The organism is Variovorax sp. V118 (assembly GCF_041154445.1).
Taxonomy (GTDB): domain Bacteria; phylum Pseudomonadota; class Gammaproteobacteria; order Burkholderiales; family Burkholderiaceae_C; genus Variovorax; species Variovorax boronicumulans.
In genome coordinates this window covers 3,661,434-3,675,114 of record NZ_AP028663.1, presented here as the reverse complement: position 1 = coordinate 3,675,114, position 13,681 = coordinate 3,661,434, and the positions used below count along the sequence as shown (strand labels likewise).

General features: G+C 68.7%; 16 protein-coding genes. 2 read left to right on the top strand and 14 right to left on the bottom strand.

Annotated features, from left to right (window positions below):
* Positions 1–9: 9 nt before the first annotated feature.
* Together ACAM52_RS17120 and ACAM52_RS17115 are read right to left on the bottom strand one after the other, a co-directional pair.
* Positions 10–975 (bottom strand): 2Fe-2S iron-sulfur cluster-binding protein, encoded by a 966-nt coding sequence (locus ACAM52_RS17120; protein WP_369644071.1) that lies wholly within the window; start codon positions 973–975, stop codon positions 10–12.
* The gene (locus ACAM52_RS17115) at positions 972–2,234 is read right to left on the bottom strand and encodes a dienelactone hydrolase family protein (protein WP_369644070.1); all 1,263 of its coding nucleotides are present in this window, start codon (positions 2,232–2,234) and stop codon (positions 972–974) included. Before ACAM52_RS17115 ends, ACAM52_RS17120 begins: the two co-directional genes overlap by 4 nt.
* 185 nt (positions 2,235–2,419) lie before the next feature.
* Here ACAM52_RS17115 and ACAM52_RS17110 point away from each other — a divergent pair, with 185 nt between their 5' ends.
* Positions 2,420–3,607 carry an ABC transporter substrate-binding protein gene (locus ACAM52_RS17110; RefSeq protein ID WP_369644069.1) on the top strand — a complete coding sequence of 396 codons (1,188 nt, stop codon included), beginning with the start codon at positions 2,420–2,422 and terminating at the stop codon, positions 3,605–3,607.
* Positions 3,608–3,617: 10 nt separating this feature from the next.
* Here the strand turns inward: ACAM52_RS17110 and ACAM52_RS17105 are convergent, their stop codons facing one another.
* The 5 genes from ACAM52_RS17105 to ACAM52_RS17085 form a co-directional block, all read right to left on the bottom strand.
* On the bottom strand, positions 3,618–4,643 hold the full coding sequence (locus ACAM52_RS17105) for an AraC family transcriptional regulator (RefSeq protein WP_369644068.1): 1,026 nt from the start codon (positions 4,641–4,643) through the stop codon (positions 3,618–3,620).
* A gap of 148 nt (positions 4,644–4,791) precedes the next feature.
* Complete coding sequence (arsH, locus tag ACAM52_RS17100; protein ID WP_369644067.1) at positions 4,792–5,511, bottom strand: arsenical resistance protein ArsH; 720 nt, start codon at positions 5,509–5,511, stop codon at positions 4,792–4,794.
* A complete protein-coding gene (gene arsC / locus ACAM52_RS17095; protein ID WP_369644066.1) occupies positions 5,495–5,926 on the bottom strand; it encodes an arsenate reductase (glutaredoxin) in 432 nt (143 codons plus the stop codon). The genes arsH and arsC overlap by 17 nt, the downstream gene beginning before the upstream one ends.
* Positions 5,927–5,956: 30 nt before the next feature.
* Positions 5,957–7,243, bottom strand: coding sequence for an arsenic transporter (locus ACAM52_RS17090; RefSeq protein WP_369644065.1), 1,287 nt, complete (start codon positions 7,241–7,243; stop codon positions 5,957–5,959).
* A 295-nt stretch (positions 7,244–7,538) separates the two neighbouring features.
* Entirely contained in the window at positions 7,539–7,856 is a 318-nt protein-coding gene (locus ACAM52_RS17085) for a helix-turn-helix transcriptional regulator (RefSeq protein ID WP_095950627.1), read from the bottom strand.
* A 168-nt stretch (positions 7,857–8,024) separates the two neighbouring features.
* Between ACAM52_RS17085 and ACAM52_RS17080 the strand changes: the two genes are divergently transcribed.
* Complete coding sequence (locus tag ACAM52_RS17080; RefSeq protein WP_369644064.1) at positions 8,025–8,753, top strand: alpha/beta fold hydrolase; 729 nt, start codon at positions 8,025–8,027, stop codon at positions 8,751–8,753.
* A gap of 9 nt (positions 8,754–8,762) precedes the next feature.
* Here ACAM52_RS17080 and ACAM52_RS17075 read toward each other — a convergent pair whose 3' ends face one another.
* The 7 genes from ACAM52_RS17075 to ACAM52_RS17045 are packed head-to-tail and all read right to left on the bottom strand — an operon-like array spanning position 8,763 to position 13,656.
* Positions 8,763–9,383, bottom strand: a complete 621-nt coding sequence (locus tag ACAM52_RS17075) for a 3'-5' exonuclease (RefSeq protein WP_369644063.1) — start codon at positions 9,381–9,383, stop codon at positions 8,763–8,765.
* Complete coding sequence (locus tag ACAM52_RS17070; protein WP_369644062.1) at positions 9,380–9,766, bottom strand: TfoX/Sxy family protein; 387 nt, start codon at positions 9,764–9,766, stop codon at positions 9,380–9,382. Before ACAM52_RS17070 ends, ACAM52_RS17075 begins: the two co-directional genes overlap by 4 nt.
* Positions 9,763–10,158, bottom strand: a complete 396-nt coding sequence (locus tag ACAM52_RS17065; protein ID WP_235926677.1) for a VOC family protein — start codon at positions 10,156–10,158, stop codon at positions 9,763–9,765. The genes ACAM52_RS17070 and ACAM52_RS17065 overlap by 4 nt, the downstream gene beginning before the upstream one ends.
* 26 nt (positions 10,159–10,184) lie before the next feature.
* Complete coding sequence (locus ACAM52_RS17060) at positions 10,185–10,688, bottom strand: GNAT family N-acetyltransferase (protein WP_070059688.1); 504 nt, start codon at positions 10,686–10,688, stop codon at positions 10,185–10,187.
* A 37-nt stretch (positions 10,689–10,725) separates the two neighbouring features.
* Positions 10,726–11,604: an S-formylglutathione hydrolase gene (gene fghA / locus ACAM52_RS17055; RefSeq protein WP_369644061.1), complete on the bottom strand. Its 879-nt coding sequence runs from the start codon at positions 11,602–11,604 to the stop codon at positions 10,726–10,728.
* The gene (locus ACAM52_RS17050; protein WP_369644060.1) at positions 11,601–12,530 is read right to left on the bottom strand and encodes an alpha/beta fold hydrolase; all 930 of its coding nucleotides are present in this window, start codon (positions 12,528–12,530) and stop codon (positions 11,601–11,603) included. The genes fghA and ACAM52_RS17050 overlap by 4 nt, the downstream gene beginning before the upstream one ends.
* Positions 12,531–12,549: 19 nt before the next feature.
* Entirely contained in the window at positions 12,550–13,656 is a 1,107-nt protein-coding gene (locus ACAM52_RS17045; RefSeq protein WP_070059685.1) for an S-(hydroxymethyl)glutathione dehydrogenase/class III alcohol dehydrogenase, read from the bottom strand.
* Between the last annotated feature and the right edge of the window lie 25 nt (positions 13,657–13,681).

Genomic DNA, 13,681 nt, shown 5'->3' with positions numbered 1-13,681 from the left:
GAAACGTCATCAGATGTCGAGCACCAGGTGCGGCGTCTTCGCGCGCGACACGCAGGTGCACAGGGTCTTGCCGTCCGCCTTCTCGCGCGGACTGAGGTTGTGGTCGCGGTGGTCGGGCACGCCCTCGACCACGTCCACCACGCACACGCCGCAGTCGCCCTGGCGGCAGTCGTACAGCGGGTCCAGGCCGGCGGCGATGAGCACGTCGAGCAGGCTCTGGTCGGGCGCCACGGTCAGCGTCTTGCCCGAGCGCAGCGTGCGCACCTGGAAGGGCGCATCGCCCGCCTGCGCGATGGCGCCGGCGAAGAGTTCGAAGTGCACGTGGTCGTCGGGCCAGCCGAGCGCGCGGGCGGTGTCGACCACGGCCTGCACCATGCCGCGCGGGCCGCACACATGCAGGTGGCGGCCGGGGACGGGCGCGGCCAGCAGCGCGCGCAGGTCAATACCGCGTGCCGGGTCGCCGCCGTCGTGCACCACCGTGCCGCCGAGCGCGCGCACCTCGTGCAGGTAAGCCGTGGCTTCTTCGCTGCGCGTGGCATAGATGAAGTCGAAGGGGCGCGCTTCGGCCGCGAGCGAACGCGCCATGCACAGCAGCGGCGTGATGCCGATGCCGCCCGCGATGAGCAGCGGCGGTGCGCTGCCCGCGTGCAGTGCGAAGTCGTTGCGCGGCGCGTGCGCGGCCAGCGCGGTGCCCGGTTGCAGCGCGTGCATCCAGGCCGAGCCGCCCGCACCTTGGGGCTCGCACAGCACCGCGATCTCGCAGCGGTCGGAGCCGTCGTGCGGCTTGGCGAGCGAGTACGCGCGCTGCCCCGCGTGGCCGTTGGCCTGCACGACCTGCACGCCCAGGTGTGCGCCCGGCGCGAACGGCGGCAGCGGCTCGCCGTTCGCAGAGCGCAGCACGAAGGCCTTGATGGCCGGCGTGAGCGGCGTGACCGCGTCCACGACCAGCGCCAGCATGTCAGAGGCGCTGCTCATCCCAGGGGCAGCGCCGGGTCGGCGATGGTGAGGCCGGTCGATTTTTCCCAGCGCGGCATCAGCGTGTTCGACGGCTGCGTTTCGTCGACCAGCTTGCGCGCGGTCTCGGCGCCGGCCACGGGCAGGCCCTTCGGATCGAGCAGGCCGATCTGCACCAGCACGCTGGCCTGGTCCCAGTAGATGTGCTCGTGGTACAGCTTGTCGCCGCGGAACTTCACGATGGCCACGAGCGGAATCTCCACCGGCTTGCCGGTGGGCGCGATGCCCGGGAGCAGCCAGTCGATCTCGACCGTGTGGGTGAAGCAGAACAGCATCTCGTCCACGATCTGCGTCGCGCCCACCGTGCGCGAGATGGGCGTGAGCCGCGTGTCGGGCGGCGTGCTCGGAATGAAGTGGTGCTTGTAGAAGCGCGACAGCTCCTTGGCGCCCACGCCGCCGGTCATGGTCGGGATGTGGTTCACGTAGGGCTCGCTCACCATCGTGGCCATGGTGGCGACCACGTCGCGCGTGGCGAACTCGTACTCGCAGTGCTTGTCCCACAGCGCCGAGAGGTCGTACACGGGCCCGATCGCGTCCTTGAACAGCGCCATCGAGCGCTGGTGCGCCATGAGCGTGGAGGGCTTGTCGAAATGGTCGCCGCCGGTGCGTGCAAAGGCGTGGTCGACGCCGGGGTAGACGTACATCTGCGCATCGGGCTGGCCGGCGAAGGCTTCGAGCACCTGGGCGCGGGCCTCGGGCGGGCAGAACTGATCGAGCTCGGCGAAGTGCAGGGCGATCGGGCATTTGATTTGCGGCACGAGGTCGAGCGCGCCTTCGATGCCCACGCCGTAGTAGCCCACGGCCGCGTCCACGCTCGAGTGCGCGGCGGCCAGGTAGGCCAGCTTGCCGCCGAGGCAGAAGCCCAGCGCGCCGACCTTGCCAGTGCAGGCCGGGTGCGCGCGCAGCGCCTTCACGCTCGCCGTGACGTCGGCCACGCCGGCTTCGATGTCGAACTTCTGGAAGAAGCCGAAGGCGCGCTGCCAGTCTTCGGGCGAATCGCCCAGCTCGACGCCGGGCTCCATGCGCCAGAACAGGTCGGGCGCGAGCACCACGTAGCCTTCCTGCGCATAGAGGTCGGCCACCTCGCGCACGTAGGCATTGACGCCGAAGATCTCCTGGCACAGCACGATGCCGGGGCCGCGCCCCGAAGCCGGCAGGGCCAGGTAGCCGCGAAAGGTCTGGGTGCCGTCGCCGGCCGGGATGTCGATGGTGTCGCTCATCGGTTCGTCTCTTGAAGTGGTGGGGTCGGCGGCGATTCTGGGGAGCGCGCCGGCCTGTTGTCTGTCCATTTCGTGCAGCGGTTTGCGCCGCACGAAACGGATAGCGGGGCGCCGCCGCCGCACAGAGACTGCGCCCTGCATTTGCTGCCCCCACGTTCAACGAACTCACCCCGAGGAGACCTTTCATGTCGCAGGCCACGCCCCGATCCGTCTTGTGCGCGCTCACCGTCCTGGTGGGCGCGCTGGCTTTACCCGCGCAGGCGCAGACCGTGAAAGTCGGCCTGGCGATGGACCTGTCCGGCCCCTTCGCCGTCGGCGGCGCCGAGGCCAAGGCCGGCTTCGCCGTGGCCATGAAGCAGCTGGGCGGCAAGCTCGGCGGCGTGCCGGTGGAGTTCGTCGAGGCCGACACGGCCGGCAACCCCGAGATGGCGCGGCAGGTGGTCGAGCGCATGCTGCTGCGCGACAAGATCGATCTGTTCACCGGGCCCGTGGGCTCGTCGGTCGCGCTGGCCGTCGGCCCGCCGCTCTTCGCCGCCAAGGTGCCCTACCTGTCGAGCAACACCGGCCCGAGCGACTATTCGGGCGCGCGCTGCAACCCGTACTTCTTCGGCGCCTCGTACCCGAACGACGCGTACTACGAGTCGGCCGGCAAGTTCGCGAGCGACAAGGGCTTCAAGAAGGTCGCGATGATCGCGCCCAGCTACCCCGGCGGCAAGGACGCCATCAACGGCTTCAAGCACACCTTCAAGGGCGCCGTCGGCGACGAGCTGTACACCAAGCTCGGGCAGCTCGACTACTCGGCGGAGCTGGCGCAGATCCGCGCGTCGAAGCCCGATGCGCTGTACTTCTTCCTGCCCGGCGCGATGGGCGTGAGCTTCATCAAGCAGTTCGTCGGCGCGGGGCTCTCGAAAGACGTGGCGCTGATCTCCACCGCGTTCTCGGCCGACGAGGACATGATTCCGGCCGTCGGCGAGCCGATGCTGGGCCTGTTCAACACCGCGCACTGGTCGTTCGACCTCGACAACCCGACCAACCAGCGCTTCGTATCCGCGTTCCGCCAGCAGAACAACGGGCGCAACCCGTCGTTCTATGCCGGCCAGGCCTACGACGTGCTCATGGCGATGGATGCGGCGGTGCGCGACGTCGGCGGCAAGGTGGCCGACAAGCCCGCGCTGCTCAAGGCGATCAAGGCGGCCAACTACAAGTCGGTGCGCGGCGATTTCCGCTACGGGCCGAACAACTTCCCGATCCAGAACTACTACCTGCGCGTGGTCGCCAAGGACGGCAGCGGGCGCATCGCCAACAAGGTGATCGGCACCGTGCTGGAGCGCTACCAGGACCGCACCGCCGCGCAGTGCGCGATGAAGTCCTGAGGATGTGTGTTCAGTGCCGCGCGGCGGGCAGCCGCGCGGGGTCGCGCGAGGTGTCGCGCGGCAGTTGCCCGAAGCGCTCGCGGTAGCAGGCGGCAAAGCGGCTCAGGTGCGAGAAGCCGCAGTTCAGCGCCACCTCGGTGACGCTGGCGCCGTCGTGCCGCGTCAGCAGTGCGTGCGCGGCATCGAGCCGCATGTTGCGCAGCACTTCGCCGGGCGACAGGTCGCGGTGGCGCCTGAAGAGCAGGGCGAGGCCGCGGCGCGTGACGCCCGCGGCCTGCGCCACCTCTTCGAGCGAGAGCAGCGAGTCGAGCCGCTCGCGCATGAACTCTTCGGCCCGGCGCAACTGCCGCAGGCTGGTTTCTTCGGTGCCACGCTGCGCGTCGGCATGCTGCTGCAGCACCGAGTTGGGCCGGTGGCACAGCAGGTACAACATGAGGTTGTCTTCGCAGTGCGCGAGCCAGCGCGGGTCGTAGCGCTCGAACTCGGTGGGCGGCAGCAGCGAAGCCAGGCTCGCCACCATGCGGCACCACTGCGTGCCCGCCGCGTCGTCCAGGCGCAGGGGCATGTCGAAATCGATTTCGCCCACGGTGTCGCCACCGCGCAGCGCGAAGGCATGGCGCGCCACTTCCTGCAGGCGGCTGAGTTCGATCTTCAGCATCAGCTGTTCGCAGTCGGCGTGCCAGCGCAGGCGCACCGGCTTGTGGGCGGAAATGATGGCGCCCTGGCCGGGGTGGATCTGCAGCGTCTGCCCGCCGGTGTGGATGTCGGCACGGCCGCGCAGCGGCATCTGCACCAGCACGAAGTTGCCGAGCGCGTCGGGCTCGATGTCGACATCGCAGCCGTAGCGCAGGATGCACAGCGACAGTGCGCTCATCTCGGCGCGGCAGAAGATGGCGTCGACATCGCCCGAGCGCCACACGCTGCGGTGCGGCTTCAGCTCATGGGCCACGCGCGCGTGCGTCTCTTCGGCCTCGCGCGAGCGGAAGACCTCGCGCCTGTACAGCGGGGACAGTTGCTGACTCGACCATGCGTCCATGGACACTCCTGCGGGGCCAAAGTGGGGGAAAGCGACGGAAACGGACGCTTTTTTCTACGCTGGAATCTACGTGGGTGCGCCGCGCGCCGCCATGGGAGTTGCCCGGGCAACGGGCGTCCCCGTTGCAAGAAGCTTGCCGGCCCTGTGTCTAAATGCTGCGCAGGTTGACGCGCTTCGACAGCGCCTCCGCACTCTCGCGCCGCTCGCTGTAGCGGTCGACCAGGTGGTCCGCGCAATCGCGCGTGAGCAGCGTGAACTTGACCAGCTCTTCCATCACGTCGACCACGCGCTCGTAGTAGGCCGAGGGCTTCATGCGGCCCGCGTCGTCGAACTCGAGGAACGCCTTGGCCACCGACGACTGGTTGGGGATGGTGATCATGCGCATCCAGCGGCCCAGCACGCGCAGCTGGTTCACCGCGTTGAACGACTGCGAGCCGCCCGACACTTCCATCACCGCGAGCGTCTTGCCCTGCGTGGGCCGCACCGAGCCGACGGCCAGCGGAATCCAGTCGATCTGCGCCTTCATGATCCCGGTCATCGCGCCGTGGCGTTCGGGCGAGGTCCACACCATGCCCTCAGCCCATTGCGCGAGATCGCGCAGCTCCTTCACCTTCGGATGGTCTTCGGGCTCGCCGTCGGGCAGCGGCAGGCCGCGCGGGTCGTAGATGCGGGGCTCGGCGCCCATCGCGCGCAGCAGGCGCGCGGCCTCTTCGGTCAGCAGGCGGCTGTAGGAGCGCTCGCGCAGCGAACCGTACAGCAGCAGGATGCGCGGTGCATGCGTGGCGCGTGCGGTGGGAAGCAGCTCGTGCAGGCGGGGGACACGGAACGCATCGGCGTCGACGTGTGGCAGGTCAGGGCTTGGCGACACGCTGGCCTTTCGCGTCGATCACGGCTTCGCCGTCTTCCTTGGCGAACGCGCCTTGCTGCGGCTTGGGCAGGATGTCGAGCACCGCCTCCGAAGGCCGGCACAGGCGCGTGCCCCGCGGCGTGACGACGATGGGGCGGTTGATGAGGATCGGGTGCTGCAGCATGAAGTCGATGAGTTGTTCGTCGCTCCACTTCGGATCGCCCAGGCCCAGCTCGTCGTACGGCGTGCCCTTCTGGCGCAGCACCTCGCGCACGGGCACGTCCATCGCCGCGATCAGCTGCGCGAGCGCGGCGCGATCGGGCGGGGTCTTCAGGTACTCGATGACGGTGGGCTCATCGCCCGTGTTGCGGATCAGCGCGAGCACGTTGCGCGAGGTGCCGCAGGCGGGGTTGTGATAGATCGTGATGTCGCTCATGGCAAGCTCGTTGAGAGAAGAAAAAATAGCTCAGCCGAGGCTGAGCCGCAGCGCCAGCGCGGCGAGCGTCGCGGCCAGCACGGGCAGGGTCAGCACGATGCCGATGCGGAAGTAGTGGCCCCAGGTGATGGTCATGCCCTTTTTCGCGAGCACGTGCAGCCACAGCAGCGTGGCGAGGCTGCCGATGGGCGTGATCTTCGGGCCGAGGTCGCAGCCGATCACGTTGGCATAGACCATCGCCTCCTTCACGAGGCCGACCGCGCCCGAGGCCTCTATCGACAGCGCGCCGACCAGCACGGTCGGCATGTTGTTCATGACCGAGGAGAGCGCCGCCGCGAGAAAGCCGGTGCCCATGGCCGCGCCCCAGACGCCGCCTTGCGCGAACAGGTTCAGCAGCGTGGCGATTTGGCCGGTGAGTCCGGCGTTGCGCAGCCCGTAGACCACGAGGTACATGCCCAGCGAGAAGACGACGATCTGCCAGGGCGCGCCGCGCAGCACCTGGCGCGTGCCGATCACCGGGCCGCGTGCCGCCACCGCGAGCAGGATCACCGCGCCGAAGGCGGCCACGGCGCTCACCGGCACGCCCAGCGGCTCCAGGCCGAAGAAGCCCACGAGCAGCAGCGCGAGCACGACCCAGCCCGCGCGGAAGGTGTCGCGGTCGCGGATCGCATCGGCGGGTTGCTTGAGGCGAGCCATGTCGTAGTGGGCGGGAATGTCGCGCCGGAAGCACCACAGCAGCACGCCCAGGCTCGCGAGCACGGCCGCGACGTTGACCGGCACCATCACCGAGGCGTACGCGTTGAAGCCGATGCCGAAGAAGTCGGCCGACACGATGTTCACGAGGTTCGACACGATCAGCGGCAGGCTGGCCGTGTCGGCGATGAAGCCCGCCGCCATGACGAAGGCCAGGGTGGTCGCCGGCGTGAAGCCGAGCGCCACGAGCATGGCCATCACGATGGGCGTGAGGATCAGCGCTGCGCCGTCGTTGGCAAAGAGGGCCGAGACCGCGGCGCCCAGCAGCACGATGAAGGCGAAGAGCCGGCGGCCGTTGCCGCGTCCCCAGCGGGCCACGTGCAGCGCGGCCCATTCGAAGAACCCGGCTTCGTCGAGCAGCAGGCTGATGAGGATCACCGCGATGAAGGTCGCGGTGGCGTTCCAGACGATGGCCCAGACGACGGGGATGTCGGTGAGCTGCACCACGCCGAAAAGCAGGGCGATGATGGCGCCCAGCGAGGCGCTCCAGCCGATGCCGAGGCCGCGGGGTTGCCAGATGACGAGCAGCAATGTGCCGGCGAAGATGAGGAGGGCGGTGGTCATTTTTTCAGGGCGCGTGCGCAGGCCACCGGGTACTTCCCTCCGCGAATGTCCCCCGCCTTCGGCTCCTCCTTGATTTCGCTGCGGGAAGCACCCAGTGTCCTGCGCACGGGGACGCGCTGTTGGTGTGCGCCGATCAACGACTGCACTGCCCAACGCTCACGTCGATGGGGTGCCTTGCGCAGCGAAATCAAGGGGGAGGCCGCAGGCCGGAGGACATTCGCGGAGCAAGGTGCCCCGTCGGCGGGAGCACGCCAGAGCACACGCACTCGGCGTGCAACAGCACAAGCTTTCATGGTCAGCAGTCGCAGGTGGTCGCCGGAAGACAGGGCTCCCCCTGGCAGCAGTTCTCGGTGAGGTAGCCGAGCAGGCCGTTCATCCGCTCGAACGACGCGCGGTAGATGAGGTTGCGCCCCTGGCGCTCCTGCGAGACCAGGCTCGCGTTCACCAGCTCCTTGAGGTGAAAGGACAGTCCCGTGGCCGACACCGCCAGCGCTTCGGTCAGCGCACCCGGCGTCAGCCCGTCGGGCCCCGCCACCACCAAGGCACGGAACACCCGCAGGCGCACGGGTTGCGCGAGTGCGCCCAAGGCGCGGACCACATCGTTTTCTTCCATTCTTCAAGTATCTTTGAATTATTGAATCGAGGCAACCCACGGCGCAAAAAGACCGGTGGCACGAATCGGCCATTGCCCTGGCGGGCAGCGGCCATCCGCGATGCACCGCTTTTTCTACAGTCGCCCTCGGTCCATTTCCCAACGACGCATCCAACAAAGGAGACATCCATGTCCGACACCTATGTTCTGGTTCACGGCGCCTGGCACACCGGCGCCGAAATGGAGGCCGTGGCCGACGGCCTGCGCGCGGCCGGCCACACCGTGCATTGCCCCACCGTGGCAGGCAACAACCCCGGCGACGACCGCGCGGGCACCGGCCTGGCCGACGCCATCGCCTCGGTGGTCCGCTTCATCGAGGCCAAGGACCTCACGCAGGTGCGGCTCGTGGGCCACAGCTACGGCGGCATGGTGATCTCGGGCGTGGCCGACCGCATCGCGGCGCGGCTGCGGCGGCTGGTCTACATCAACGCCTTCGTGCCGCTCGATGGCGAGGCGCTCAACGACATGGTGCCGCCGCATTACGTGACCATGTTCGACGCGGTGGCGGCCGCCAACAACAACGCCGTGACGCTGCCCTTCGAGATCTGGCGCGAGGCCTTCATCAACGACGCCGACCTGGCGCTGGCGCAGTCCGCCTACGACAAGCTCAACCCGCACCCGTACCGCACCTTCACCGACAAGATCCAGCTGAAGCAGCCGCTGGCGGCGCTGGCGCTGGGCAAGTCGTACGTCAACTGCCAGCAGGACACGGCGCTGCCGCACAGCCTGCCGTGGCATCCGCGGCTGTCGGAGCGGCTGGGGTTGTTCCGGCTCGTGGAGTGCCCGGGCAGCCACGAGATGTTCTTCTCGAACCCGCAGCGGTTGGCGCAGGCGATCCTCGAAGCAGGGCGCGACTGACGGAAGACTTCAGTCGTTGGGAAAGAGCGCGTCGAACACGCGCAGCGACGCATAGGCGTCGTTGGCCGCGTAGCGGATCTGCGATTCGCTGAGCTGCTTGTGCGCCCAGTTCGAGGTGGTCGCCTTGCGCGACTTGGCGAAACGGCGGTTGAACATCAGCGCCACCGCCGTCTTCACGCCCACCGAGCGGCGGTAGCCGCGCCGGCGGAATTCGTCGTCGATGTCGAACACGGCCTGCGGCGCAATCGCCAGGCGCAGGCGGATCAGCGACAGGTCGCTCGAAAGGCCGAAGCCGACCTTGCGCAGTTCGGTGGACGCGAGCAGGCCAGCCACCACGGGGTTGCATTCGTCGCGGTGCAGCTGGAACAACCAGGCCGTGTCGCGCGTGGCGAACTGCACGACGTGCGGGCCGGTCGACACTTCGTTCTTCGCGAAGGTGGGGCGCGACTCGGTGTCGAAGCCCGCCACGCCGGCGTCGAGCAATTCATCGGCGGCGCGCTCGGCTTCGGCGAGCGAGCTGACGACCACGATGTCTTTCAGGTCGAGGCTGTCGAAGGGGTCGAGCAGTGCGATTTGTTCGCGCTCGGGAAGCGGAGGGAGCCGGTGGCTGTTGTTATGCGGGGCGTTCACCGGGTCTTCGCTTTCGCGGCCTTGGGGGTTGTCTTGGGTTTGGGCTTCTTCGGCTTCGGCGGCTGGCCCGAACGCAGCGCGGCCTCGTAGGCCAGGCGGCCCCAGCGCGCGGCTTCCTCGCGGTCTTCGAACAGGTCGGCCGGCGCCAGGCGGTACGACATCGGCATCTCCTTGCCTTCGCGCACGTAGGTGAAGGGCGGCAGGTTCAGCGCATCGAAGTGCGAGGCGCTGCCGGCGTCGGCCTTGAGGTACAGCGTGTCCTTGGCGACGAGCGCGATCATGCGGCCCTCGTGCCACACGCCGTGGCCGCCGAACATGCGGCGGGTCTCGATGCGGCCGAGGCGCTCGAAGGTCTCGTGCAGGCTTTGAACAAAGACACTCATGAAGTGATCTCGATGCGGTTGCCGTCCGGGTCGAGCACCACGCTCTCGTAGTAGCCGTCGCCGGTGCGGCGCGGGCCGTCGAGCAGCGGATAGCCGTCGGCCTTCAGCCGCTGTGTGAGCGCATCGACCTCGGCGTCGGAGCCGACCGAGATCGCCAGGTGCGTCCAGCCCATGCGCTGCGCGCCGGCCTCGGCGACCACGGGCGAGAGGGTGCTCGTGGTCATGGCCTCGATGCGCGCGCCGTCGCCCAGGCTCAGGAAGCACGAGGCGAAGCCCTTGGCCGGGTTGACGTAGCCGGCGCCGGCGGTGGCGCCGAAGTAGTCGACATAGAAGCGCTTGCAGCGTTCGAGGTCGGTAGTCCAGAGGGCGATGTGGTCGATGCGGATGCGCATGGGGCAGGAAGGAAGTGCGAAGGGTGTCAGCCCGTGCGCCAGGGCGCGCGGGTGGGCGACCAATGGTAGGCGATGCGTTCGCGCCCGCTGCCGGGGTGCCGGTCGACCACGCCGCGCACGAGGCCGTAGCGTTCGTAGAAGCGCTGCGCCTCGGTGTTGGTGACGGCCACGTGCAGCCGCCAGCCGTGCGGCATGCGCACGCAGGCCTCGTCGAGCAGCGCCTTGCCCAGGCCCTGGCTGCGCAGGTGCGGTTCGACGAACAGCTGGGCCACGTACTCGCGCGCCGTGAGCAGCACCATGAAGGCCAGCACCTGGCCGTCGCGCTCGGCCAGCACCACGTCGGCGGGCGGGATGAATTCGGTCTGCACGCGCCGCAGCCAGTGGCCGATGGGCTCGACGTGGACGGCGCTGCGGTTGGCCGACACCCAGGCGCGGCGCCAGATGCCCGCGAGCACCATGTTCTCTTCGGCGCCGCCATCGCGCGAGCGCAGCTGGAAGGCAGGAATCTGGGCGGCGGACATGCGGACCATGATAGCCACGCCGGGTGCGGACCGCACCCCTTTGTGCTCAGCCGTTCAACGTCTGCGCATGGTGCGCGATGTGGTCCGCCATGAAGCTCTGGATGAAGTAGTAGCCGTGGTCGTATCCCGCATGGCGGCGCAGCGTGAGCGGCTGGCCGGCGGCGAAGCAGGCGGCCTCGAAGGCTTCGGGGTGCAGCTGCTCGGCGAGGAATTTGTCGGCCAGGCCCTGGTCGATGAGGATGCCCTGCGGATAGGGCGCCACGGTCTGCGATTGCATCAGCGCGCTGGCGTCGTGCGCGAGCCACTGCGCGCGGTCGTCGCCCGGTTCGCCCAGGTAGCCGGCGAAGGCTTTCTGGCCCCACGGGCACTGGGTGGGCGCGCAGATCGGCGCGAAGGCCGAGAGCGACTTGAAGCGCCCCGGGTGCCGCAGCGCCAGCGTGAGCGCGCCGTGGCCGCCCATCGAGTGGCCGAAGATGCCGATGCGCTCGCCGTCGATGGGAAAGTGGCGGGCCACCAGCGGCAGCAGCTCGTGCACGATCCAGCTTTCCATGCGCCAGTGCGTGGCCCAGGGCTCGGCGGTGGCGTCGAGGTAGAAGCCGGCGCCGATGCCGAAATCCCAGCTGTCTTTCGCGCCCGGCAGGCTTTCGGGTTCGGCGCCGCGCGGGCTGGTGTCGGGTGCGATGAGCGCAACGCCCAGGCTCGCGGCCATGCGCTGTGCGCCGGCCTTCACCGCGAAGGTCTCTTCGTTGCAGGTCAGGCCCGCAAGGTAGAGCAGGGCGGGCACGCGCGTGTGCGCGGCCTGCGGCGGCAGGTAGACCGAGAAGCGCATCGGCAGGCCGATTTCGTGCGAGCGGTGCTCGACGAAGCGCTGCACGCCGCCGAAGGCGTGGTGTTCGGAAAGAAGGGTCGGGGTGGTGTCGGTCATGAAGAAGAGGTCGTCTGGCTTCGCAGCGCGGGCACGAGTTCGAGCACGGCGTCGGCGAAGGTGCGCGGCGCTTCCTGCGGCAGGTTGTGGCCCGCGCCGGGCACGAGGCGGTGCGAACGCGGCCCGCTGAAGCGGTGCGCGTGGGCCGAGGCATCGGCGGGCGGTCGCACGCCGTCGTCGATGCCGTCGAAGGTGATGGCGGGCACGGTGATCGTCGGCTGCGCGGCGAGGCGGCGTTCGATGTCGGCATACGCCGGGTCGCCGGGCACGAGGCCGAAGCGGTGGCGGTACGAATGGATCACCACGTCCACGAAGTCGGGGTGGTCGAAGGCGGCGGCGCTGCGATCGAAGGTGGCGTCGTCGAACCGCCATGTCGGTGACCACAGCTGCCACAGCAGCTTCGTGAGGGCCTTGCGGTCCTTCGCGAGGCCGGCGCGGCCGCGTTCGCTGTGGAAGTAGTACTGGTACCAGAGGCTGTGCTCGTTGGCGGGCGTGTCGGGTTCCATCGCCTTGGCGATGTTCTGGATGTTGTAGCTGTTGAGCGAGACCAGCCCGGCGCAGCGTTCGGGCCAGAGCGCCGCCACGACGCAGGCGGCGCGGCCGCCCCAGTCGTAGCCGGCCAGCACGGCACGCTCGATCTTCAGCGCGTCGAGCAGTGCGAGCAGGTCGGCGCCGAAGGCCGCCTGTTCGCCCGAGCGTGGCGTGGCGTCACTCAGGAAGCGTGTGGCGCCGTAGCCGCGCATGTACGGCACGATCACGCGGCAGCCTTGGGCGGCCAGCATCGGCGCGACCTCGGCGTAAGTGTGAATGTCGTACGGAAAGCCGTGCATCAGCAGCACGGGCGGGCCGTCGGCCGGGCCGGCTTCGTAATAGGCGATCTCGAGGACGCCCGCTTCGATGGTGCGCAGGGGTTCCATGCGGTTCATGGCGGGCGCCTCCTCGGGCTCAGTACAGGACCACGCCGCGGATCGATTCGCCGCGCTTCATGAGGTCGAAGCCCTTGTTGATGTCTTCCAGCGGCATGGTGTGCGTGATCAGGTCGTCGATGTTGATCTTGCCTTCCATGTACCAGTCGACGATCTTCGGCACGTCGGTGCGCCCGCGCGCGCCGCCGAAGGCCGAGCCTTCCCACTTGCGGCCGGTAACCAGCTGGAACGGGCGCGTGCTGATCTCGGCGCCGGCCTCGGCCACGCCGATGATGATGCTGCGGCCCCAGCCCTTGTGCGTGCACTCGAGCGCCTGGCGCATCACCTGCGTGTTGCCGATGCACTCGAAGCTGTAGTCGGCGCCGCCGTCGGTCAGCTGCACGATGGCGTCGACCACGTTCTCGGTGGTCTTGGGGTTGATGAAGTGCGTCATGCCGAACTGGCGCGCCATGGCTTCGCGCTCGGGGTTCAGGTCGACGCCGATGATCTTGTCGGCGCCCACCATCTTGGCGCCCTGGATCACATTCAGGCCGATGCCGCCCAGGCCGAACACCACGACGTTCGCGCCGGCTTCGACCTTGGCCGTGAAGATCACCGCGCCGATGCCGGTGGTGACGCCGCAGCCGATGTAGCAGACCTTGTCGAAGGGCGCGTCTTCGCGGATCTTGGCCAGCGAGATTTCGGGCGCGACCGTGTAGTTGCTGAAGGTGCTCGTGCCCATGTAGTGGAAGATGGGCTTGCCGTCGAGGCTGAAGCGGCTGGTGGCGTCGGGCATCAGGCCCTTGCCCTGCGTGCCGCGGATCAGCTGGCACAGGTTGGTCTTGCGGCTCAGGCAGAACTTGCACTGGCGGCATTCGGGCGTGTACAGCGGAATGACGTGGTCGCCCTTTTTCAGCGTGGTGACGCCGGGGCCGACGTCGACCACGATGCCCGCGCCTTCATGGCCCAGGATGGCGGGGAAGATGCCTTCGGGGTCGGCGCCCGAGAGCGTGTAGTAGTCGGTGTGGCAGATGCCGGTGGCCTTGATCTCGACCAGCACTTCACCGAACTTGGGGCCTTGGAGGTCCACGGTTTCGATGGTCAGGGGTTGGCCTGCTTGCCAGGCGACGGCGGCTTTGGTTTTCATGGGATTCGGTTCTTCAGAGAGCGGA

What these genes read in the sequence shown, in the direction of transcription:
- ACAM52_RS17120 (WP_369644071.1), bottom strand. Translation starts at nt 975, where the DNA reads ATGAGCAGCGCCTCTGACATGCTGGCGCTGGTCGTGGACGCGGTCACG.
- ACAM52_RS17115 (WP_369644070.1), bottom strand. Translation starts at nt 2,234, where the DNA reads ATGAGCGACACCATCGACATCCCGGCCGGCGACGGCACCCAGACCTTT.
- ACAM52_RS17110 (WP_369644069.1), top strand. Translation starts at nt 2,420, where the DNA reads ATGTCGCAGGCCACGCCCCGATCCGTCTTGTGCGCGCTCACCGTCCTG.
- ACAM52_RS17105 (WP_369644068.1), bottom strand. Translation starts at nt 4,643, where the DNA reads ATGGACGCATGGTCGAGTCAGCAACTGTCCCCGCTGTACAGGCGCGAG.
- arsC (WP_369644066.1), bottom strand. Translation starts at nt 5,926, where the DNA reads ATGAGCGACATCACGATCTATCACAACCCCGCCTGCGGCACCTCGCGC.
- ACAM52_RS17090 (WP_369644065.1), bottom strand. Translation starts at nt 7,243, where the DNA reads ATGACCACCGCCCTCCTCATCTTCGCCGGCACATTGCTGCTCGTCATC.
- ACAM52_RS17085 (WP_095950627.1), bottom strand. Translation starts at nt 7,856, where the DNA reads ATGGAAGAAAACGATGTGGTCCGCGCCTTGGGCGCACTCGCGCAACCC.
- ACAM52_RS17080 (WP_369644064.1), top strand. Translation starts at nt 8,025, where the DNA reads ATGTCCGACACCTATGTTCTGGTTCACGGCGCCTGGCACACCGGCGCC.
- ACAM52_RS17070 (WP_369644062.1), bottom strand. Translation starts at nt 9,766, where the DNA reads ATGAGTGTCTTTGTTCAAAGCCTGCACGAGACCTTCGAGCGCCTCGGC.
- ACAM52_RS17065 (WP_235926677.1), bottom strand. Translation starts at nt 10,158, where the DNA reads ATGCGCATCCGCATCGACCACATCGCCCTCTGGACTACCGACCTCGAA.
- ACAM52_RS17060 (WP_070059688.1), bottom strand. Translation starts at nt 10,688, where the DNA reads ATGGTCCGCATGTCCGCCGCCCAGATTCCTGCCTTCCAGCTGCGCTCG.
- fghA (WP_369644061.1), bottom strand. Translation starts at nt 11,604, where the DNA reads ATGACCGACACCACCCCGACCCTTCTTTCCGAACACCACGCCTTCGGC.
- ACAM52_RS17050 (WP_369644060.1), bottom strand. Translation starts at nt 12,530, where the DNA reads ATGAACCGCATGGAACCCCTGCGCACCATCGAAGCGGGCGTCCTCGAG.
- ACAM52_RS17045 (WP_070059685.1), bottom strand. Translation starts at nt 13,656, where the DNA reads ATGAAAACCAAAGCCGCCGTCGCCTGGCAAGCAGGCCAACCCCTGACC.